The organism is Sphingobacterium paludis, assembly GCF_004364125.1.
Taxonomy (GTDB): Bacteria; Bacteroidota; Bacteroidia; order Sphingobacteriales; family Sphingobacteriaceae; genus Sphingobacterium; species Sphingobacterium paludis.
This window is the reverse complement of the sequence record NZ_SNZV01000005.1, coordinates 404,254-427,455: the sequence shown is the minus strand read 5'-3', so window position 1 is coordinate 427,455 and position 23,202 is coordinate 404,254. Positions and strand designations below refer to the sequence as shown.

Below are 23,202 nucleotides of genomic sequence, written 5' to 3'. Positions count from 1 at the left end.
CAAAACAAATGCTTCGTACGGTAGGCGATCAAATGACACGGCTTCTTCAGTTTCGCTGTTGTAAGCACTAAGCCACGCAGCCCATCCAGTACCAAGTAATGTTGTCTTTGTATCGCTATCCAGCTCACGCTACCTGTAAACAATATAGCGCGCAAGATAATCATTCCAAATTACGCTGTACGCTGGGCTGACCATTGTAGCCAGTATGTAATGCCTACCTAATCAAAAGCAAGATTTATCTTCTTGAATCCCAAAGCCTCTAAAAAAGGTTTGAATACATGGCTGGCATTGGTTTTTGTTTGCTGGATTATATCTGATTTTGCCACCTCCTTAGCGACTTGACTTTCTGCGCTTTTAAATGCCTCATCCACCAAAGTGGCTTCGCGGAAAAAAGCCATCTTCGTGTCGTATACGCGTGAAGCCTTATGATCAATCTTGACATAGCAAACTTCTGGTTTAGGCAGTTGTATCGAGACAGAATCTCCATGGACGCTAATTTTGTTTGGATCAAGCTTGGTTAGATCCACACAGCCTACCGCGTCAGCTTTCACGATTAGCAATACACTAGCATCAGGTAGGAACGTGCTAATAGCTTTGTGCTCAATAACATCACTCAAGCGGTATTTTACCAGCTCCAGCTTACCCATGGCCTCAATGCGCTCCACAAGTATTTGATGGGTGGTCTCCGTTGTAGGCCTTTGGCCATATTTCGAGTAAACCAACCAGGCTATCACACCTATAAGCCCGATAATAAAGACAACAATTAAAAATTTCTTCATGCTGCAAACTTGTCAAATTGTATTCCAATCTGGAAAATCTATTGCTAAAGTGTAGCTACTTAGCTACGTCGTCAATTCCATTCAGCTTGTTCTGTAATAGTTTGAGTGCGGCATCTTTGAGCGATGTGGTGTCTAGGTTGCCATTTACTTTATACGCTTCCAGATCGCCGGAGCATACCAGGGTAATGTCAATATTGAATGAGACCCGCGGGGTGCTATCTTCTTGAGAGACGGTTGTGTCGTTTACTTGAATGTCTTGTAGCTGCATAATCAAAAGTTTTTTATATCTATAAAACCACATTATACGCTAAAAGTTCAATCTTTGTATTTAGCAGTAGGGCATTATTGTGCAACGGATGCTAGACCATTATGCTGACAATCCATCGGGGGAACCGTTTTAAACGATTCCCCCGATGGATTACTGGATACCAGCAGACGTTTAGGCTGGCTCTTGCTGACTTAAACAATGGAAACTACCTAGGCCCCATATAATATCTACCGAGTCAATACCGATCACCTTGCGGGTGGGGAAGCAGGATTGGATAATGTCAAGTGCGCGTTGGTCATTCGGGTCGTTAAAAACAGGAACCACGACAACCTCATTGGCGATATAGAAATTAGCATACGATGCCGGTAAGCGCGTGTCTTCATAAATGACCGGCGCGGGCATAGGTATTTCAACAATCTGGAGTGATGAGCCATCAAGCAAGCGCAGCTCCTTGAGTTGCTGTAAATTTTCTTGCAGGATGCTGTAGTTTTCATCTTCCGGATTTTCCTCTACAACCGTGATAACGGTATCCCTGCTTACAAAGCGGGTAATGTCATCGATATGGCCATCGGTGTCGTCACCTACGATACCGTCTCCAAGCCAGAGCACCTGCTCTTGCCCGTAAAACTCTTTGAGGTAGGTCTCAATCTGTTCTTTCGTTAAATGCGGATTTCTGTTTTCGTTTAATAGACAGGCGGTCGTTGTCAATACCGTGCCTGCACCGTTGAACTCAACTGATCCTCCCTCCATGACAATGTCTGACGTAAAAAGAGGTAAACCAAAGGCCTCGGCGATACGCGTCGGAATGACATCATCCAGATCATAGGGGGGGTATTTTCCGCCCCAAGCGTTGTATCCCCAGTCGACAACGGCTTTCGTCAGCCCATCCTCGCTCAGCAAGAAGGCTGGTCCGTGGTCACGACACCAAGCGTCGTTCGTGGGATTAAAATGAAAGCTGATATTATCCAAATTGGCGCCAGCTTGCTGCAAATGCCCCAATGCAAATTGCTTCATCTCTTCATCGGCTACATTGATACGCACTTTCTGGCCGTCGGCCACGGCTTTTATAAATGCGCTATAAGGTGCAAAAATGCGGTCTAACTTGCCTGGCCACGATGCTTCTTTGTGCGGCCAGCTCAGCCACATCGCTTCCTGTGGCGCCCATTCCGCCGGAAAAGAAAAACCTTGTTTTTTAGGCGAGTTGTTAAACATGTCCGGTCGGAAGTTTTGTTGTTGTTGTGACATAAAAAATAGTAAGACCGTTCTCCTGCTTCCTTATCCAAACATGAAAACGGCCAATATGATACATGCTGTTAATCCTCGTCTATAAATCTTTTGGTGATCGGCGAATAGGTTTCGATACGGCGGTCGCGCAGGAATGGCCAGTGTTTGCGAAAATAATCCGCTTGGCTCAAATCCAGATCAATCACCTCGGTTTCTTCCTTATCGTGCGAGGCCAGATACAAAATTTTACCTTGACCGTTGGTTACAAAACTACCGCCCCAAAATTTCATCGCACCATCTTGCTCGAAGCCTACCCGGTTAACGGATACAACAGGCACCCCATTGGCTACAGCATGCGAGCGCTGGATAGTTTGCCATGCGTTGTATTGGTCGCTGTTTGTTTCTTCATCCTGATCTGTAGCCCAGCCTATTGCCGTCGGGTAGAATAAGATCTCCGCGCCCATTAAGGCAGTAATGCGTGAAGCTTCCGGATACCATTGGTCCCAACAGATCAAGACGCCAATTTTACCAAATTTGGTTTTAAATATTTTATAGCCCAAATCGCCAGGTGTGAAATAAAATTTTTCATAAAACGCAGGATCATCAGGAATGTGCATTTTCCGGTATTTGCCGAGGTAAGCGCCATCAGCATCCAGCACAGCGGTAGTATTGTGGTAAAGGCCTTCCGTGCGTTTCTCGAATAATGACGCGATGATAACCACACCAAGCTCCTTTGCTACCGCAGACAAAGCATCCGTAGAAGGGCCGGGGATAGCTTCGGCCAATTCAAAATTATCGTAATCTTCCACATCGCAGAAATACAAAGAAGTGAAAAGCTCTTGCAAACATACAATTTGTGCGCCTTTAGCAGCCGCTTCCCGTACTTTTACAATGGCCTTATCCAGATTCTCTTGTTTGTTCGCTGTACAGCTCATCTGCACAACACCGACTTTTACATTTCTCATTACTCAATCCTCGTTTTAAATGCCTTAATTTAAAGCGCAAAGATAACAATTCCGAACTTAAATCTTTCCTGAATTAAAGTAGTCAGAAAGTAAAAAAAGATGGAAAGCTGGTGCGCTAAATTTTCGAATTATGTATCACCGTCACTTCGATCACTTGATCAAAAAAACCTGAGATGGGGAATCTCAGGTTTTTCAAACTAACCAATTATAAACTAACCTATGAAGTGTTTTTTTCTGTTGTTAATAAAAAAACGAACCGCTTGCCGTATTGGTATATACGGTGAACTTGTTTAACAAGTTTTAACATCGTCGCTGCTAAGCCATTTGATCGTGACAAGCATTTGACCAAGATGACGCTGGCTATGTTCCGCTGCATGGAATATAAGTCCGATTAGCGTAGTTGGAATACGTTTCCGGCCGAGATAACGGGCTGTGTGCAGTTCTTCGATAGCTATATCTTGGAGTTGCGTGATCGCATGGTTGATCACCTTTTCACAGTTTTGTAAGAGCGATTCTTTCGTTATGCCTTGCTGCTTTTCTCCCTCGGTACTAAGGTAGGCAAGCTGCAGCGCAGTCAATGGTTTATTGTGCGCATAGCTGAACATACGATCAATGACGCCGGCTATATGCTGCAGATGAAAGGCTACAGACGCGGCCCCTCCCGGCTGAATCCATAACTTCTGTTCCGAGAAGCCATGCATATACTTTTCCGTATCTTCCTGCACTTGCAACAGTGTATGTGCGACGGGTTGGAGCAGGGCCGGCACATGGGCAACTGGTCCGCGCATCCATACCTCCCGCTTTTCTCTTTCGTTTTCCATAGCGTGATGTTTTAAACAGCATAAAGATATTAACAATAATTGTACTCATGTAGGTTTTAGTAGATAGATGATAGTACTTAGTATGTAGAATTGCGTAGTGCGAATTAGACTTTAGTAGATAGTACTTAGTATGTAGAAATGGTAATGTTTGAGAATTTTATTACTTCTTAATTTTTCACTTTTTTATGCTCAATTGCACCTTCCTTTATTAATCGACATGTCTCATCGAAAGCTTTGCGATATGTAGAAACTTGCCCATGCAGAACCCATCCCTGCAAAGGTTTCCAGCGACGGGCTTTTGCTACTTTTGCCTACAAAAGTGATGCCCTGCCGCGGCATGCGGTGGGAACACTCGCTGTTTTTCAATTTATCGCTTCTAACCATTCTTAAACGACATGTCGCCTCATTTTTGTTGCGTCTGTAGTTATTTGCCTTCGCAATGTCCCGCAAGGATGCAACAAAAATTCAGCGACGATTTTTTTGTTTCCTTTTTTTAGAAAAAAAAGGAAAGCCCTGTCCTGGCAAGGACTGAAAGGTCTTGTGTTGGACAAAGCGGAAAAAGAAATCTGTAAAAAGGCACAAAAATAGTGCCCTGCCGCGGCATGCGGCGTAAGGGACTTGTGTTGGACAAAGCGAAAAAAAACTTATGTTATTATTTTGCTCCTGGCGGACAGTGTTCCTTGAGAAAGCGTGTATACAGCTCTGCAAGATGTTCTGATGTTCCTTCGCCCTCGCTGATCGCGTGGCTTCGATTTGGATACGACATCATTTGAAAAGGGATATTATACTTGATCAATTCATTGATGTAAACTTCCGCGTTCTGGTAATGCACATTATCGTCGCCCGTGCCGTGTACCAGTAGCAAATTCCCTGTCACGTTTTTTGCATAGGTCAGTGCAGACCCCTTCATAAAATCTTCTCCATTTTCCTGTGGCAATCCCATGTATCGCTCTTGATAGATATTGTCGTAAAGCAGTTGATTGGTGACCGGAGCAATGGAAATTCCGGTTTTATAGATCCCTGGATATTGCCCCAATAAGTTTAGTGTAGAGGCTCCGCCACCTGACCAACCCCACACGGCTACGCGAGCGGTATCGATAAATCCCCATTTGAACACCTCTTTCGCACCCATCGCCTGATCTCGAATATTGAGTATACCAATGTTTCTATAAATAGACTTACGCCATTCCCGACCTTTTGGTGCAGGAGCACCACGATTTTCCAACGAGACGTATACATAGCCGTCTGCAGCCATATCGCCCCTATATAATCTATTTTTACCCGTGTTGAAATTGTCTGTCACCGTTTGCGAAGCCGGTTCACCATATACGTAAAATACCACCGGATATTTTTTCGACGCATCGAACTGAGAAGGCTTAACCACCCAGCCATCCAACGTCACACCATCTTCCGTGGTTACCTGGAAAAATTCAGGCTGCGGATGTTGAGGCGATTGTTTTTCCGTGTTTTTTGCCGGGCGTAGCTCTTTATGTGCAGGCAGCGATACGACCGCCGTACTTGCCCGGTAGGTGGTACTGCTGGTTTGGAAAAGAGCTATTTCACCATTCGGCGAGATGTGGTAGGCGTTGGTTCCCTTTAAGCTTGCGGGCGTTACGCGGGTAGACTTACCGCCTCGAAGGTTCACGCGATATAAATGCTTTTGCGTCGCGTCTCCAGGTGAAGCCGAAAAGTAAATGGTCTGTGTCTTTGGATCGATGAAGTCGATCTGGATAATATCAAAAGGATCTTTCGTGATTAGCCTCTCTTTTCCGTTTAGATCAATACCGTATATCTGTCGCCAGCCGCCTTTTTCCGATACCCATATAAATTCTTTGCCGCCGTTTATCCAATCCCAACCAGCAGGATCGCCGTCGTTCCAGCGTGATTTAATATCGATCCAGGCCTTATCGGTTTCGGTATGGATAGCTTTGCCTTTTCCCGTTTGTGCGTCGGAGATCACAATTTTGCTCTCATTTTGCTTTCTGTTCAATGTCTGCAAAATCACACCCTTCGAGTCAGTGAGCCACTCCATCCGCGGAATGTAGCCATCTTTAGCCGTCAATAGATCATCCACTTTTCTGGTTTGTTGCTTCGCCAAGTCATAAACCCAAATGCTGGTCGGCGAGGGTGGAAGTCCGACTTTCGGATATTCTACGGGAACCGTGAACGCATATAAGCTGTCTGTATTGTTTATCATCAGAAAATTTCGCGTACCGCGCGCATCTTGTTTCCAAAAGGCAATTTTGGATCCATCCGGCGACCAGCGAAAGCCATCTTTTGTGCCAAATTCTTCTTCATAGGCCCAGTCAAACGTTCCATTGATGATGCGGTCGGTGCCATCTTCGGTGATGGCTTTGTACGTATTATCCGATAGGTTCTCGATGTAAATGTTATGTTTAGCGACATAGGCTACGCGGGCGCCGTCGGGCGAAAACTTCGCAAACATGAGCGAGGATTCGGGAAGGCCCTTGCCAAGCTGAGTAAGTTTCTTGGAAGCCTTGTCAAATATCCAATAGTCGCCGCGGGTGTTTTCGCGCCATACGCGTGCCGTGTTAGCGAAAAGTAAGAGGCTATTTCCGTCGGGCGACACTTGGAAGCTTTGCACATCAAGTCCATAGGCTGCACCAGCCGGACGCAGTTCTGTGGCGTTCAGCAACGTGATAGTTTTATCGGGGTTCACAGCATTGATTATATCGATGCCCTTTTCGGAAAAGCTATAGTAACCCATCCCGTCAGGTGTCCATTGTAGCTGTGCCTGAGCAAGATGTGCCATTGCTATCCAGAGGATCGCGCCGCCAATTTTCCATAGTATCCTGCTTTTAAGAAACATAGTTTTTTCTGAAGTTTTCAATGTCGTCTGCTGTTTTAATTAATTCGGGGCCAAGTAAGCGGTAACCATTATCGGTAATGACAAAATTGTCTTCAATACGGATTCCGCCAAAATTTCGGTAGCTATGCAATCTATCGTAATTTATAAATTCGGAAAGCTTGTTTTCGGCCTGCCAGCGGTCAATCAGTTCCGGAATGATGTAGATGCCCGGTTCAACCGTCAAGACAAAGCCGGGTTCCAGCTTCTTCCCAAGGCGTAATGATTTCAGCCCAAACGTTTGCGTGTCCTTCGGGTCCTCTGCGGTGTAACCCACATATTGTTCGCCTAAATCTTCCATGTCATGTACATCAAGCCCCATCATATGACCAAGCCCGCACTGAAAGAAAAGCGTATGGGCGTGTTGGCTGACGGCCTCTTTAGGATCGCCCTTCATCAAACCCACAGCGATCAATCCCTCTACCAAGCTTTCACAGGCGTGCAGATGGATCTCCTTGAAGGTGACGTGCGGGCTAAGCCGCGCGCGGGCATCTGAAAAAGATTTTAAAACGACAGCATAGAGCTCACGCTGTTGTGCGCTAAAGGCAGGCCCGACAGGAAAGGTCCGCGTCAAGTCCGCGGCGTAGCCCATCTCCGTCTCCGCTCCCGAGTCATTCAATAGCATATCGCCATACTTTAACGTATGCAGCTGATAGGCGTTGTGCAATATTTCACCGCGTACCGTCACGATTGGGGGGTAGGCCAGCGGTGAACCCTGGTCTGCTGCGTAATGTTGAATAGCATGCGCAATATCGCGTTCCTTCATACCCGGCTTCGTCATCCTCATGGCTAACATATGCATATCTACCGAAACCTGAAGTGCCTTTTCGATCTCCGCGAGCTCCTGATGCTCTTTAATGGATCGTTGCGATACTATCGCCTCAATAAGTAAAGATGAGGGGGTTATATTACCTATCGGTATGCCGGTAAGGTCGCTTAACAATATTTTATTGAACGATTGATATGGAGGCAGGTAGTGTACCTGTTGTCCTGATTTTATAGCGCGATGCAAGTAAGCTTGTAAGGCTGAAAACGGCAGGGTGGTTTTAACACCTGCTTTCGCACATTTCTCTTGCAGCGTCTCCTGTTTACCCGTCCATACGATTTGATCGATATCAAGCTCATCGCCGAATACAATTGTTTGTTGGTTATCTACGTCGATAACAGCAGCAATATTCGGCACTTTTATCCCGTAATAATAAAGCAGGGTGCTGTCTTGCCGAAAGGGATAGGTATTGTGTTCAAAGTTGATCGGGTTTTCTATATTTCCGAGCAGCAGAATGAGTCCGCTACCAACCTTTTGTTGCAGAAGTTCCCGACGATCTTGATATGTTTTAGTTGAAAACATGTAGCGGATTTTTAATGTAGGCATCAAATGACCTGCTCATTGAATGCGTCGTAAATCTGCTAAAAAACACAGACAATCATTTCTTATATTTTGCCAATTTATGGTCATATTTTATGCGATGAGTGGCATGCAAGGAACCTAAATGGACGGAACCAAGAACGTACGGTTGACTGCGCTGACTAGTGGAGTGGGAACAAGACATCACAACGTTTTCCATTAGGACTCACTCGAGTAAGAAATTTTACGCGCAAATTGCCAATGAACGTATCACATTCATCTTGTAATTTTTAACTTTGTTAAAAGAGAACGGGATTAAGTATGTATATAATTTTTGATACGGAGACGACTGGTTTACCGAAACGTTGGGATGCACCTATTACCGATACGGATAATTGGCCGAGATGTATACAAATTGCCTGGCAGCTTCACGATGAGATGGGGCGGCTTATCGAACATCAAGATTACCTGATCCGTCCTGATGGGTTCAATATACCCTACGATTCTGAAAAGATCCACGGCATTTCTACAGAACTTGCTGAGCAAGATGGTGTTCCGCTTGTCGATGTGCTCCATAAGTTTAACGAGGCTCTTGCGAAAGCGAAATTCGTTGTTGGACAAAATATAGGGTTCGATCTGAATATTATGGGATCGGAATTTTACCGTTATGCTGTAGATTCCCCGATGTCAGACATGGCCGTGCTGGATACATGTACGGAGGTGACTGCTGAACTTTTGCAGCTGCCTGGCGGCCGGGGTGGGCGATATAAGCTTCCTAATTTGACCGAGCTACACGGTCATCTTTTCGGTGTTCCTTTTGCCGAAGCACATAATGCCACGGCCGATGTTGAGGCGACTACACGCTGCTTCTTCGAATTGCTCCGCCGGGAAGTTTTTACGCCGGAAGAGCTACAGGTCGATACGGGTTACTTCGTTGAGTTTAAGCAGCAAAACCCAAACCTGATAGAGCCCGTTGGCTTAAAGCATATCAACCTAAAGGCTGCTTCTGATGCTATTCGCAAGGAGCAAAAAAGTGAAACACCTGTCACGGTGGTGGATGAGTCACTTAAGCAAGCACTTGCGGCTGCTCCATTTGCTCATTTGCATAATCACTCACAGTTTTCTGTTTTGCAGAGTACGATAGGTGTTGCCCCGTTGGTCGATGCGGCTATCAAAAGCAAAATGCCCGCTGTGGCGCTTACCGATCATGGAAATATGATGGGAGCATTCCATTTTGTGAGTAAGGCCATCAGCCATAACAAAGAGGTGGAAGCAAAAAATGCCGAAGCTATAGAGCGCGGCGAAGAGCCCACGGCACAACTTATCAAACCTATTGTAGGTTGTGAGTTTTACGTGTGTGAAAACTATAAAGATAAGTCACGCAAGGACAACGGTTATCAGATTGTTTTTCTGGCGAAAAATAAGGCAGGGTACCATAACTTGGCCAAAATGGCTTCAGCGGCCTATACGGAGGGATTTTATTACGTTCCGCGGATTGATAAGACCGTTATTGAGCGGTACAAAGATAACTTGATCGTACTATCCGGAAATTTACAAGGCGAGGTGCCTAGCAAGGTACTCAACATAGGCGAGTCGCAAGCAGAGGACGCCCTGCTTTGGTGGAAGGAGCAGTTTGGTGACGATTTCTATATGGAGCTGATGCGCCATGGGCAGGAAGATGAAAACCGAGTGAATGACACGCTTGTACAGCTGGCGAAGAAGCACGATGTGAAACTTATCGCAACAAATAATACCTATTACCTTAATAAAGCAGATGCACATGCGCACGATATTCTGCTATGCGTAAAAGATGGCGAAAAACTATCTACACCGAAAGGCCGTGGACGTGGTTTCCGCTTCGGTTTGCCCAATCAGGAGTACTATTTCAAATCAGCCGATGAAATGAAAAAGGCTTTCGCTGATACGCCGGAAGCCATTATTAATATCGAAGAATTGCTCGAGAAGGTAGAGATCTATTCGCTCAATCGCGATGTTTTGTTGCCTAAGTTTGAGATTCCTGAACAATTTGTGCATGCCGAGGACACAGCAGATGGTGGAAAGCGTGGCGAAAATGCGTATTTGCGCTATTTGACCTACAAAGGCGCTGAAAGCCGGTATGCCGAGATTGATGAGGTTGTCACCGAGCGTCTGGATTTCGAGTTGGCCACAATCGAGCGGACAGGGTATCCGGGTTATTTCCTGATCGTACAGGATTTTATTGCGGAAGCACGAAAAATGGGCGTTTCCGTAGGGCCGGGGCGTGGTTCTGCGGCAGGATCTGCAGTGGCGTACTGCTTGGGTATTACCAATTTGGATCCTATACAGTATGATTTGCTTTTTGAACGTTTCTTAAATCCAGATCGGGTTTCGATGCCCGATATCGATGTGGATTTTGATGACGAGGGTCGCGGCAGGGTTATGCAATACGTGATTGATAAATACGGTGCATCGCAAGTCGCACAGATCATCACCTACGGTACCATGGCGGCCAAGTCTTCGATAAAAGATACCGCGCGGGTGCTAGATTTGCCTTTGCAAGACGCTAACGAGATTGCAAAGCTCATTCCAAACCTGAAGCTCAGCAAGATCTTTAACATGGATGAGAAGGGACTGAAGGAGGTATTACGGTCCGAAGAAATTGAAGCCGTAAACAGGTTAAAGAACCTAGCAGATGGAGCCGGGTTGGAAGCAGAAACGATTAAGCAGGCGCGCGTATTGGAAGGTTCCATGCGTAATACAGGCGTGCATGCCTGCGGGGTTATTATCACGCCGGATGATATTACTAACTTCGTGCCGGTCTCGCTAGCGAAAGATTCGGAACTTTTTGTGACGCAATTTGATAACTCCGTAGTGGAAAGTGCCGGCCTGTTGAAAATGGACTTCTTGGGCCTTAAAACGCTCACCTTGATTAAAGATACGGTGGCCAATGTTAAGCTTCGTCACGGCGTGACCTTAGACCCGGATAAGTTTCCAATCGATGACCTGCTTACCTATGAACTTTTCCAGCGTGGGGAAACGGTCGGCGTATTCCAATACGAGTCGCCGGGCATGCAGAAATACATGAAGGAGCTTAAGCCTACAGTCTTCGCCGATCTTATCGCGATGAACGCTTTGTATAGACCCGGTCCAATGGAGTATATCCCATCATTCGTTAAGCGTAAGCATGGCATTGAGCCCATTACATATGATTTAGATGCTTGTGAAGAATATTTGCAAGAAACCTACGGAATTACCGTTTACCAAGAGCAGGTTATGCTTTTGTCGCAGAAGTTAGCGGGTTTCTCTAAAGGTGATGCGGACGTTTTGCGGAAGGCGATGGGTAAGAAACAGAAAGCTGTACTTGATAAGATGAAGCCAAAATTCGTCAATCAAGCTGCTGAGAAAGGGCACGCACCGAAAGTGCTGGAGAAGATCTGGACCGACTGGGAGGCTTTCGCCTCGTATGCGTTCAATAAATCGCACTCCACCTGTTATGCATGGGTGGCTTACCAGACGGCTTATCTTAAAGCGCATTACCCTGCAGAATATATGGCAGCCGTGCTATCGAACAACATGAACGATATTAAGCAGGTAACATTTTTCATGGAAGAATGCCGCCGCATGGGATTATTGGTATTAGGGCCTGATGTGAATGAGTCGTACTACAAATTTACGGTAAACGAACAAGGAGCTATCCGATTTGGAATGGGAGCGGTCAAAGGCGTGGGGGCCGGCGCAGTTGATACCGTGGTGCAAACGCGTGAAAAAGGAGGTAAGTATAAGTCCGTTTTTGATTTGGCAAAACGCATAGATTTACGTTCGGCAAATAAAAAAGCATTCGAAAGCTTGGCCTATGCGGGCGGTTTCGATAGTTTCACCAATACCCACCGTGCACAATATTTTAGTAACGAGGGCGATAACTCGACGGGCTTGGAGAAAGCCATTAAGTATGGCAACCGGGTGAAGGATAATGAAAGTTCGGCGCAGGCCAGTCTTTTCGGTGGATCAGCGGCTACAGAGCTTCCAGAACCTGTCCTCGCACCTTGTGCAGCTTGGGGATTAATCGAAAAGCTGAAGTACGAAAAGGATGTAATCGGGATTTACTTAACAAGCCATCCGCTGGATAACTACAAATTTGAAATCAAGCACTTCTGTTCGAACAAGGTCAGCGATCTACAACTTATCAATAAAGTAAAAGCCAGCGAAGTCGAAGAGGAGGTACTACTAGATTTCAACCGAATTAAGAATAAAGAAGTGGTGCTCGGTGGCATTATTGCCATGGCAAATCACCGTGTAGCGAAATCGGGAAAACCCTTTGGGTCTTTCGTGATTGAAGATTACAGCGATTCGTATGAAATCATGGTCTTCGGCGAAGATTATGTTAAATTTAAGGGGTATTTGCAAGAAGGCTTTTTTGTACAAATTCGAGGACTTGTTCAAGAACGGTTCAAACAGGTTGGTAATTGGGGTTTCGAGTTGAAAAATATCCAATTGTTATCCGATCTGCGGGATAAGATGGCTAAATCATTTACGATCCAACTTCCATTACACTTGCTCGATGAGCAATTAGTAGCTATGGTGCACAAGTTGGTCGATTCCGCAAAAGTGGAAAGTGAAGAGTCCAAGTGCCAGCTTAAATTCAAAATTCTGGATATGCAGGATGAGCTGGCGATTGAGATGCCCGCTAAATCTGTCAAGATTAATCTGACCAATGAGTTTTTGGATGGTTTAGAAAAACTAGAGGGGATAAGTTATAGATTAAATTGATAGGGTATAGAAATTTTATGAATAGCGCGTGACGAATATCTATAGCCAAAATCGCTATATTTGTGTATCGACTTTGATAAAAATTAAAAATTAAATAGTATGGCATTAGAAATAACGGATAGCAATTTTGAAGAGCTAGTATTAAAATCAGATAAACCAGTTTTAATCGATTTTTGGGCAGAGTGGTGTGGTCCTTGTCGTATGGTTGGCCCTGTAGTGGATGAAATTGCTACAGAATATGACGGCCAAGCAGTTATTGGTAAGGTCAATGTGGATCACAATCCAGAGATTTCGGTTAAATACGGTATTCGCAACATTCCAGCATTGTTGTTTTTCAAGGATGGCGAAATTGTTGACAAACAAATTGGCGCAGTGCCTAAGTCTGTTTTAGTAGAAAAACTAACAAAGCAGCTCTAACGATAAAAAAGCTAGTCTCCTAAAGGCTAGCTTTTTTTGTGACTCCTTATACAGCCGTAACAAAAGAAGTAACACTACTCCACGATCAGCCTCACAATATTTCCATTACTCCCTGTAAGGTAAACTGTCTTTCTATCGGAGCTCAAAGCAAGACTATTAAAGCTATCGGTAGAAACAGTATCCCAATGTAGTCCTCCATCCGCGGAAATCGCGGTTCCAGAAGTGCCGGTACTCACGACAAGCGACTTGTTGATATATTTCACAGCAGATTTATAGCCTACAGCATGATCGTCACTGGCTATCCAGTTCCGGCCGCCATCGTGGGTAAGCATCACGGTGTTTTCAGTGTTCGAATCGTTTTGATAGTCACCACCCACCGCAATACCGATCTCGTCATTCCAGAAATCAATAGCGAAAATACCGGTGCTGCTAGTTCCTTGAAGGATAGGACAGGGGTACTTAGCCATCTCAAGCGCTTTTTCGTTTCGTTTGAAGACATTAGCGGTAAGTCCACCAGTGCCTATCCACACATTATCATTCAGGTATTGGATGGAGGTGCCACTTGCAGCAAATGCTGCTTCTGCACTGTCGGCAAAGAGAAACATGAAGTTCGATACATCCTGCCAAGTCTTTCCTTTATCTTTAGATTGCAAGAGTTGAAAAACTCCGTCTATAGGATCGCCAACAATAAACCCTTCTTTGCCCTTGAAGTCCATGCCATCCAAAAATATCGCTGGTCGCTCATCGCGGTAAACCTCTCGCCAGCTCTTGCCACCATCCGTTGTTCGTAGTACGACCGCAGGTGCGCCGGCAGACATAATGACCGCCTCTTTGGTAGAAAAAATTTCAATATCCCGAAAATCGAGCTCTTCATAGCCTTTTGGCGATGCCCAAGCCCATGTCTGTCCAGCATCCAACGACTTGCCCACCGTCCCTTTGGAACCACTTACCCAGATACAGCCGTCGCCATAAGTTTCTATGCCCCTAAAACTGATACCGTTGCGGGTAGTCAGTTGTGTCATGTGTTGGGCGCTTACGCTAAGCGCAAAGCAACAGCTAGCCAAGATGGCGAATATTGTATTCATATGTGCGTTTTATCTGTTGTATGCGGCATATTAGTCCGTACTCTTTTCGATGGTTACCTTACCCGCTCTTCCTGGCGAACCGGAATAGATTTGCCCTTGGGGCACGCCGCGCAATCCGGGAGCCGACATGGATATGAGGGAGTGGATTTGGTTTAAGTCCGTTTGTGGATTGGTAATGCGGCCGCCAGCAGAAACATCAATCAATAGATAATTGTTTGCCTTTTTATCCGTCGACTGCGGGACAATGCCATTGCCATCGTAATGAAAGTTTACCGTTCCGCCATCGCCATTGTCAAAAGTACGCGTGCCATTCATCGCATCGCGGCCACTTGCAATAACATAGAGCGACCCCAGTTTTTTGAAATTGATATCAATATCGAAGTTGGATGCATTGTTTTTTGCGCCTATACCACTAAAGAAGACACGCTTGCCCAGCTCGGCGTGCTTCACGATCAATTTAACGTCTTTTTTTCCGTAAAATTGAAGCGAAGAGCGATCTTTCATAACTAATGTATCGATATAGACGGTGATCGAAGAATCTCGGTTATTAAACGTCTTTTTATCTTTTTTACCGAGGACTAACTTCTTGATATGTTGCTCTTTGACTTGGGCAAACGTGATACACGTTGTGCACATCAAAAGCAGGGTAAGTAATTGTTTGATTTTCATGACTTCTAACCTTTAATTTTTACTAGATTAACGTTAGAATCTCAAAATTGTTAATGGTTTAATCTTTTTCAGCGAGATACTGCACAATCAATTTAGCCGCTTTCTGAGATGCACCTGGCTCCCCGAGCTTTTCAGCTAAGATATCGTAGTTCTCCAGTACGCTGTCGCGATGTTCTTTCTGGGTAATCAGATCCCCCAGTTCGTCGGCGATGCTGCGCGTATTGCAGTCTTCCTGAATCAGCTCTCGCACCGATAAGAAATTGTTGATGAGGTTGACCAGCGAGATGAACTGCACTTTGATAACCATGCGTGCTATCCAAATGCTTATTTTATTGGCTTTATAAACGACGACCTGTGGAACGCGCAGAATACCAGCCTCCAGGGTTGCGGTACCGCTCGTTACCACGGCCGCCTCGGCATGCTGCAATAAATCATAGGTTTGATTGAAGACGACATGGATGGGCAGGTCTGCGATATAACGGCGGTAATATGCCTCATCAAAGTTCGGAGCCCCTGCAACGACGAATTGGTGAGCAGGAAATAAATAATACAGGTCTACCATTTCTGGAAGCAGCATATCGATTTCCATCTTTCTGCTGCCCGGCAATAATGCGATGATTGGCCGTTCGTTAAGCTTGTTATCTGCAACAAAATTTGCATTGAACGGGTATTGGTGAATAGCGTCAAGAAGCGGATTACCGATATAATCTACGTGGTAGCCATATTTCTTATAAAAATCTACTTCAAAAGGAAGTATACAAAACATATGGTCTACCAACTTTTTGATCTTATGCACACGCCCTTGATTCCAAGCCCATATTTTTGGCGATATATAATAGCAGACCTTGATGCCCATCTTTTTTGCGAATGCGGCCACCTTTAAGTTGAATCCTGGAAAATCAATCAGTATAAGAGTGTCGGGTTTATGGGCAGCAAGATCTCTTTTGACGACGTTCAGGTTTTTCCGAATAGTTCTTAGATTCTTTATGACCTCCACAAAGCCCATAAAGGCCATGTCTCTACAATGTATCAACGGCTGCTCTCCAGCAGCGTCCATCATCAGATCCCCTCCAACAATACGAAAACTGGCTTGGCTATCTTCACTTTTCAACGCTTTGATAAGATTTGCACCATGCAAGTCTCCTGATGTTTCGCCAGCGATAAGGTAGTAGTTCATACAGTAAATTCAAGATGTTAAAGATACGTTATTATCCCTTAAATGATGTAAAAAAGCCGAGAATCCATAAACGGCGGCATTTTTAACTCGGGGCTGACGTGACGCAAAAAAATAAGCAAAGCTGGTGTTTCCGCTTTGCTTATTTTTGGTTCTTTACAATAGACAGATTAAATGCCAAGCTCTACCTGAACCATGCCGCCCCATAAGCTTTTTTGCATCGTGTTATCGAAGTCGCCATTCTTGAAAGTGTAGTTTCCGTTTACTTGTATTTTTAAACGGTGTGCCTTGATATATTTGGTCAAACCTAGTTCTATGATCTCGGTTTGGTCTTCGAAGGCACGTATCTGCTGATGCGGGTCAACGTAGGTATACCGGGCTGCGACTTCATAGCCTTTGTTAATCAAGTATGATGTCTGTTGGTTGATACCCCAACCTTTATAGGCATAGGTTTCTTCTTGCTGCGCGCCATCTACCTGGTTCAAACGGTCATCGACAATATTGAAAGGGTTGTCTACATCGCGGCGCATGTATTCGACTTGATAGGCGAAGCCTTGGTATTTAAAGATAGCATCGGCAAAGGCTGTTTTTAAAGTAAAGGGATTCTGCACGTAACGTCCCAACTGCCCGGCTTCACGAATCGTGCGATCGTTATAGCTATAACCACCGCCGATAGAGAGTTTTGGCGTTTTCTCGCGCTCGATATCGCCTTCTGAATAATCACCATCGTTCGTAAAATCGCCCAGCGGTAAAAATTCAACGCGGCCCGTGTAAGCGAGGCCTTCGTCCGTACCACTTGCTACACGGCCCTCACCCGTAGAGATTGCTGCTTTCGCATGGATGGGCATGTCGCCTAGTTTCTTGCTGAGGTTGAAGGAAACCCCGAAATCACGATCCAGCGTAAAATGTGTATTCACCAAGGAACGATCTGCAAACTGCAGTTGCCCAGATGAATTTACGCGTTGCCGGTTTCCCGGAAGTTTGTTTTGGCCAAACGATATGTAAAAGTCATCCGAGAAATTATAGAACACCACGGCATCCCGAACGATATTGGCAACGCCTGTATCATCAAAATCTTGATCCGAGCGCGTGAATGCCAGCTGAATGGAATAGGAGATTTTTGGCGTATAGATATAGCCGTCTATGCGCATACGCAAGCGCCTTATGCGCGCATCAAACTTTCCGTTGTCTTCTCTATCCAGTTCATTGCTGAAGCCCGCACGATTTTGCATCCGGAATCGGAAATTGGTGTAAAAAAGCGAATCTTTACTGGTGTACTGAATACCCTTAAAATTTAGAATAGTGGCGCGGTCGTCACGCTCTTGAGCCATCACTGCGGTCGCGAAACATAGAGCGCTCAGTCCTGTCAGCAAATATTTTAGCCTGTTTTTCATCTTCCGTATATCGTGGATAAAGATCTTGCAACTGTCGTAACGAGTCACAAGCTGCAAAGATAGTATTATTCGGCATAAGATGTTGCTCTCCGCAATAAATGATCGACGTAGCGCTAGAGGAATTTAATAGCTGCGTAATAAAATTTTTAGTATTTCTAAATATCAAACAACCGCCTTATCTTCGTCCTATGTATGCGTTTGTATGTGGCGGTGCTATGCATGCAAGGTGTTGCATGGTGCAGTCCGCTGCTGTTCGTGCGATACGGTGTGAAAAATTTGGAGTAGTTGTGATGACCCTTACCCGAAAAATTATACATGTAGATATGGATGCCTTTTACGCATCGGTAGAGCAGCGCGACTTTCCCGAACTGCGGGGTAAAGCGCTTGCTGTGGGCGGGTCGCCGGATGGGCGGGGCGTCGTCGCCACAGCCAGTTACGAAGCGCGGCGATTTGGCGTTCGGTCAGCCATGTCATCCAGGCAAGCGCTTTTGCTGTGTCCAAATTTGCTGTTTACCAAGCCTCGATTTGAGGTGTACAAAGAGGTGTCCAACCGTATACGTGCTATTTTCAAACGCTATACAGACTTAATTGAACCTTTGTCGCTAGATGAGGCCTATTTGGATGTGACCTACGACAAAATGGGTATAGGATCTGCTATAGAAATTGCGAAAGCCATCAAGCTGGCCATCAAAGAAGAACTGCAGCTTACGGCATCTGCAGGAGTGTCTACGAATAAGTTTATTGCCAAGATTGCATCGGATTTTGAAAAGCCCGACGGCTTGACCTTTATAGGCCCGTCTAAGATCATCAGCTTTTTGGAACACCTGCCTATCGAAAAGTTTTTTGGCGTCGGGAAGGTAACTGCCCAAAAAATGAAAGGCTATGGTATACACACGGGGCTAGATCTTAAACAATTTGGTGAGCATGAGCTGGTTCGGAAATTTGGAAAATCCGGTAAGTTTTTCTACCATATGGTGCGGGGAGAAGACAATAGGCCAGTAAAGCCCAATCGCATCTCCAAGTCTATCGGCATTGAAGATACTTTTGAGACGGATATGCGGGAAAGGCCTGAAATGATGAATGAATTTAAATCACTATGCGAGAAGCTGGAAAAACGCCTTAGTGGCAAATCGAAAGAGGGGCGCACCGTCACGATTAAAATAAAATTTTCAGACTTCACTCAAATTACGCGAAGCAAAACCTCGGGATATTATATCAGCTCGGCAGATGATATCATGGAGCAGGTGCTTGATTTATTTGCGAAGGTTGATACTGAAGATAAGCGAGTTAGGCTTCTCGGTGTCACGCTATCAAATTTTTACGATGCAGATCTGGAGAAGTTAAATAATCCCCAATTGCGCCTTTTTTAAACGCTGCACCGCTAAAAAAGGAGCTTAAAGCTCCTTCCTTAATCTTGCTACAGGTATATTCATAGCTTCACGGTATTTAGCTACCGTTCGTCGTGCTATGGTATATCCTTTTTCCTTCAGTATTTCCGTGAGCTTCTCATCGGCCAGCGGCTTTCTTTTATCTTCATTGGCAATACATTCTTCCAAGATTTTTTTAACCTCCTTATTGGAGACTTCTTCACCTGAATCTGTCTGTATAGCTTCGGAAAAGAATGATTTCAATAAAAATGTTCCAAATTCGGTTTGTACATACTTGGAATTCGCCACCCGGGATACCGTTGAAATATCCATTTCGATACGGTCTGCTATACCTTTCAAAATCATCGGTCTAAGCAAGCGTTCATCGCCGGTCAAAAAGTATTCGTATTGGTATTCCATGATGGCGTTCATGGTTTTCAACAAGGTTTGTTGTCGTTGTTTGATCGCATCAATAAACCATTTTGCAGAATCTAGTTTTTGCTTAACGAATTGAACGGCTTCCTTCATCTTCTTATCGTTCTTTTCCGCTTTTTCATAGTGCTCAAACATTTCTTGGTACGAGCGCGATACGCGAAGCTCTGGTGCATTGCGACCATTGAGCGTAAGATGAAGTACGCCATCGTTATTCGTGATATGAAAATCCGGGATGATGTGCAGTTGCTTGCCCGAGGCCGATCCAGAGTCACCGGGCTTAGGATTTAGTTTCAAGATCTCGTTGATGATATCCCGCAGTTCCAGCGAACTTACGCCCAACTGTTTTTCAATCTTGTCATAATGCTTCTTAGTAAATTCCTCTAAAAAGTTTTCGACCACCTTGATCGCCTGCGCGATGATCGGGTTGCTACCATCTTTTTTTCGAAGTTGGATCAGTAAGCACTCCTGTAAATCGCGCGCACCGATACCCGCTGGCTCAAAATCTTGTATAATCTTTAAAATCGATTCAACTTCTTGCTCTGTGACGCTTACGTTCTGGGAGAAAGCTAAATCATCAATCAACGAGAGGGTAGGTCGTCGCAGGTAACCATCATCGTCCAAGCTTCCTATTATTTGCTGACCGACAACATAGTCGTGGTCTGATAAGGCAAGCAGATCAAGTTGGTTTTGCAGGGTTTCGAAGAATGAATCTTGGATGGCAATAGGAATCTCTTTCCGATCGTCATCGTCGTCACCACTGTAACCCCCGGAATAATCGTTATAGTCATCCTCCTGTATATATTCATCGACACTGAATTCATCATCGAAGTCACTGCTCTCGTTATCGTAACTGTCTTCTGGATCACGATCCGGATATTCTTCGACCGGATCAGTCATATTGGTAAGGCTTCCGTCTTCGAGCGCAGGGTTTTCCTCCAGTTCTTCCTTTATTCGTGCGTCCAGCGATACTGTTGGTACTTGCAGTAGTTTTATAAATTGTATTTGTTGCGGCGAAAGCTTTTGTAGTAACTTTTGCTGTAGTGTTTGTTTTAACATGTTGCGCTGTTTTCAAACGTAAAACTACGCAAATATTTGATATTTCTAAATTTTGGCGTCGCCTATCCTAGTTTTGGGTACAATTTTTGTTAGTTGGGTGGTCTTCTCGGGGACTTTTTCCATGCCATGAAGTGTTAAAATACGTTAATTCTAAAATCGCGTACCCTATTTTTTTGGAACGCATGGCAGTTTTTCAAAAAACAATTTTCATCTTTACCGTATGTTTAGAAGGGTTAAAAGTAAATTACTGCGCTTTTTATTAATTGCAATTTATAGTCTTATTATTTTAGTATGTGCGGCGCAACTTAACTTCCTGTGGCTCTTCGGGTATTCGCCTACGAAACGGGATATTGTCATGCCTACGCTAAATGTGTCCTCTGAACTGTATACGGCAGATTCCGTATTGATTGGGAGGTATTTCGAAGAAGACCGCGACCCTGTAGCATACGACAGCATCTCCGAGAATATTTTAAACGCGCTTATTGCGACGGAGGATGTACGCTTTTACAAGCATAACGGCATAGATTTTATCGGGCTGTTTTCGAGCGCCATCTCCACCTTAAAAGGAGATAGGCGAGGCGCCAGCACAATAACCCAACAGTTGGCCAAAAATCTTTACCGAACCCGATACAACAAATCGCAGGGGCTACTTGGTAAGATCCCCGTTGTTCGGATTGGAATAACAAAGTTTAAGGAATGGATGACAGCTTACAAATTAGAAAGTAAGTATTCCAAGTCCGAAATTGTAACCATGTATCTGAACACGGTTTCGTTTAGTAACAATGCCTACGGCATCAAATCAGCAGCCATTCGTTATTTTAATAAACACCCAAAAAACTTGCGACCTACCGAAGCCGCTGTACTGGTCGGGATGTTGAAGGGCACGACGCTTTATAATCCTATCCGCAACCCAAAAACTTCCTTGGCGCGGCGAAATGTGGTGCTTGGGCAGATGCAGAAAGAAGGCTATATCAGCAACGGGCAATTTGAGTCGTATTCTAAAGAGCCGCTGAATCTAAATCTCAACAATATTGAGGAGCGGAGCAATAACGACTCTTACTTGCGGTCGGCCGTCGCGAAGTGGCTCGAGAAGTGGAGTGAAGAGAACGATATCGATATCCATACCGCCGGATTAAAGATTTACACGACAATAGATTCTCGGATGCAGAAAATCGCGGAAGATGTCGTTGCCCTGCAAATGAAAGAATTGCAAAGGCGCTTAGACAATACTTGGCGAAACGAGATTCCGTGGCGGGATAAAAGCGGCAACATATTACCGGGTTTCTTGGAAGATAAAGCACGAAAGCTTCCCCTCTTTGCCTCGCTCATGGAAACGCACAAAAGTGAAGAGGTGGTTTTTGATTTGCTGAACAAACCTAAGAAAATGCGTGTTTTCACCTGGGATGGTGATGAAGAGGTCGAGATGTCGACCATGGATTCGCTAAAGCACTATATAACCATGTTAAATACGGGTTTGATGGCCATGGACCCCTATAGCGGAAAGATCAAAGTCTGGGTGGGTGGCATCAATCATCGGTATTACAAGTTTGACCACGTTAACCAAGCGAAGCGGCAAGCGGGATCAACCTTTAAGCCATTTGTCTACCTAACGGCGCTCGAAAGTGGAATGGCACCCTGTGATACGTATGAAGACAAGCCTGTACGCTTGGACTTTGTCAATAAAAAAGGCGAAAAGGAAGTTTGGGAACCGAAGAATGCAGACTGGAGCTTTTCGCATAGGAATATGTCGCTTCGTTGGGCGATGGCGCGTTCGCTAAATACCATTACCGCACAAATTACGCGGGATGTAGGCTGGGATAAGATAGTCGAAACCGCTCACCGCTGTGGTATCACCAGTCATCTGGAATCTGTCCCCTCTGTTGGTTTGGGATCAAACGATGTTTCTGTTTTTGAGATGGTGAATGCCTATGCCACGTTTATGAACGCGGGAAAACGTTCGGAGCCGATCCTCGTATCGAAAATATATAACAGCGATGGGAAATTGATCGCTTCTTTTGAACCAGCAAGCAAGCAGGTTATCGACCCGCAAGATGCCTGGCTAATGACATACATGCTCCGGGGTACTATAGAGGAACCCGGAGGAACTTCGCAAGCGCTTTGGGAGTGGGATTTGTTTCGCGAGAACAACCAGATCGGCGGTAAAACCGGCACATCCTCTGATTATGTAGATGGTTGGTATATGGGCATTACGAAAGATCTCGTAGCCGGTGTTTGGGTGGGCTGCGACGAGCAAAGTATACATTTTAAAGGTTCGCATAACGGAGAAGGTTCGAAGACTGCCTTGCCTATCTACGCCCTCTTTATGGAGGAGCTTTATAAGCATCCAGAACTCGGCGTAACGTTTGGCGAATACCCAAAAGCCACAGTAGAGATTACGAAGAAATTTAACTGTCCGAGCCCGCGTATTGTTATTCCGGCGCCGGTAGATAGTACCATGATGCAAGAAGATCTGGAGCTCTTCCCGGAAGAAGAGATTCCATTGCCAGAAACGATAGAAACTGAATTTTAAAAAGATATTTCCTATTTTTGGATTCACTAATCTTTCGTTATGAACAGTACCCGTGAATCGC

General features: G+C 45.0%; 16 protein-coding genes. 4 read left to right on the top strand and 12 right to left on the bottom strand.

Features of this window, described 5'->3' with window-relative positions; genetic code table 11:
- Positions 1-218: 218 nt before the first annotated feature.
- The 7 genes from B0I21_RS12105 to B0I21_RS12075 form a co-directional block, all read right to left on the bottom strand.
- Entirely contained in the window at positions 219-779 is a 561-nt protein-coding gene (locus B0I21_RS12105) for a DUF4230 domain-containing protein (protein WP_133640718.1), read from the bottom strand.
- 55 nt (positions 780-834) lie between these two features.
- Positions 835-1,047: a hypothetical protein gene (locus tag B0I21_RS12100; protein WP_133640717.1), complete on the bottom strand. Its 213-nt coding sequence runs from the start codon at positions 1,045-1,047 to the stop codon at positions 835-837.
- Positions 1,048-1,218: 171 nt separating this feature from the next.
- The gene (locus tag B0I21_RS12095; RefSeq protein ID WP_208292332.1) at positions 1,219-2,292 is read right to left on the bottom strand and encodes an agmatine deiminase family protein; all 1,074 of its coding nucleotides are present in this window, start codon (positions 2,290-2,292) and stop codon (positions 1,219-1,221) included.
- A 68-nt stretch (positions 2,293-2,360) separates the two neighbouring features.
- The gene (locus B0I21_RS12090) at positions 2,361-3,236 is read right to left on the bottom strand and encodes a carbon-nitrogen hydrolase (protein WP_133640716.1); all 876 of its coding nucleotides are present in this window, start codon (positions 3,234-3,236) and stop codon (positions 2,361-2,363) included.
- A gap of 290 nt (positions 3,237-3,526) precedes the next feature.
- Positions 3,527-4,057, bottom strand: coding sequence for a DinB family protein (locus B0I21_RS12085; protein ID WP_133640715.1), 531 nt, complete (start codon positions 4,055-4,057; stop codon positions 3,527-3,529).
- Between the two features lie 652 nt (positions 4,058-4,709).
- Entirely contained in the window at positions 4,710-6,887 is a 2,178-nt protein-coding gene (locus B0I21_RS12080) for a S9 family peptidase (RefSeq protein ID WP_133640714.1), read from the bottom strand.
- The gene (locus B0I21_RS12075) at positions 6,877-8,271 is read right to left on the bottom strand and encodes an aminopeptidase P family protein (protein ID WP_133640713.1); all 1,395 of its coding nucleotides are present in this window, start codon (positions 8,269-8,271) and stop codon (positions 6,877-6,879) included. Before B0I21_RS12075 ends, B0I21_RS12080 begins: the two co-directional genes overlap by 11 nt.
- A 318-nt stretch (positions 8,272-8,589) precedes the next feature.
- Between B0I21_RS12075 and dnaE the strand changes: the two genes are divergently transcribed.
- Together dnaE and trxA are read left to right on the top strand one after the other, a co-directional pair.
- Complete coding sequence (gene dnaE / locus B0I21_RS12070; protein WP_133640712.1) at positions 8,590-13,014, top strand: DNA polymerase III subunit alpha; 4,425 nt, start codon at positions 8,590-8,592, stop codon at positions 13,012-13,014.
- Positions 13,015-13,113: 99 nt separating this feature from the next.
- Positions 13,114-13,431, top strand: a complete 318-nt coding sequence (gene trxA / locus B0I21_RS12065) for a thioredoxin (protein ID WP_133640711.1) — start codon at positions 13,114-13,116, stop codon at positions 13,429-13,431.
- A gap of 74 nt (positions 13,432-13,505) precedes the next feature.
- Here trxA and B0I21_RS12060 read toward each other — a convergent pair whose 3' ends face one another.
- From B0I21_RS12060 to B0I21_RS12045, 4 genes are all read right to left on the bottom strand, one after another.
- Complete coding sequence (locus B0I21_RS12060) at positions 13,506-14,516, bottom strand: YCF48-related protein (RefSeq protein WP_133640710.1); 1,011 nt, start codon at positions 14,514-14,516, stop codon at positions 13,506-13,508.
- Between the two features lie 30 nt (positions 14,517-14,546).
- A complete protein-coding gene (locus B0I21_RS12055) occupies positions 14,547-15,185 on the bottom strand; it encodes a hypothetical protein (RefSeq protein ID WP_133640709.1) in 639 nt (212 codons plus the stop codon).
- Positions 15,186-15,243: 58 nt separating this feature from the next.
- Positions 15,244-16,362 (bottom strand): lipid-A-disaccharide synthase, encoded by a 1,119-nt coding sequence (lpxB, locus tag B0I21_RS12050; protein ID WP_133640708.1) that lies wholly within the window; start codon positions 16,360-16,362, stop codon positions 15,244-15,246.
- A gap of 167 nt (positions 16,363-16,529) precedes the next feature.
- Positions 16,530-17,753 (bottom strand): porin, encoded by a 1,224-nt coding sequence (locus B0I21_RS12045; RefSeq protein ID WP_133640707.1) that lies wholly within the window; start codon positions 17,751-17,753, stop codon positions 16,530-16,532.
- Positions 17,754-18,076: 323 nt separating this feature from the next.
- Here B0I21_RS12045 and dinB point away from each other — a divergent pair, with 323 nt between their 5' ends.
- Positions 18,077-19,123, top strand: a complete 1,047-nt coding sequence (dinB, locus tag B0I21_RS12040) for a DNA polymerase IV (RefSeq protein ID WP_243836086.1) — start codon at positions 18,077-18,079, stop codon at positions 19,121-19,123.
- Positions 19,124-19,147: 24 nt separating this feature from the next.
- Here the strand turns inward: dinB and rpoN are convergent, their stop codons facing one another.
- Entirely contained in the window at positions 19,148-20,611 is a 1,464-nt protein-coding gene (gene rpoN / locus B0I21_RS12035; protein ID WP_133640706.1) for an RNA polymerase factor sigma-54, read from the bottom strand.
- A 355-nt stretch (positions 20,612-20,966) separates the two neighbouring features.
- Between rpoN and B0I21_RS12030 the strand changes: the two genes are divergently transcribed.
- Entirely contained in the window at positions 20,967-23,141 is a 2,175-nt protein-coding gene (locus B0I21_RS12030) for a transglycosylase domain-containing protein (RefSeq protein ID WP_317130182.1), read from the top strand.
- Positions 23,142-23,202 lie beyond the last annotated feature (61 nt).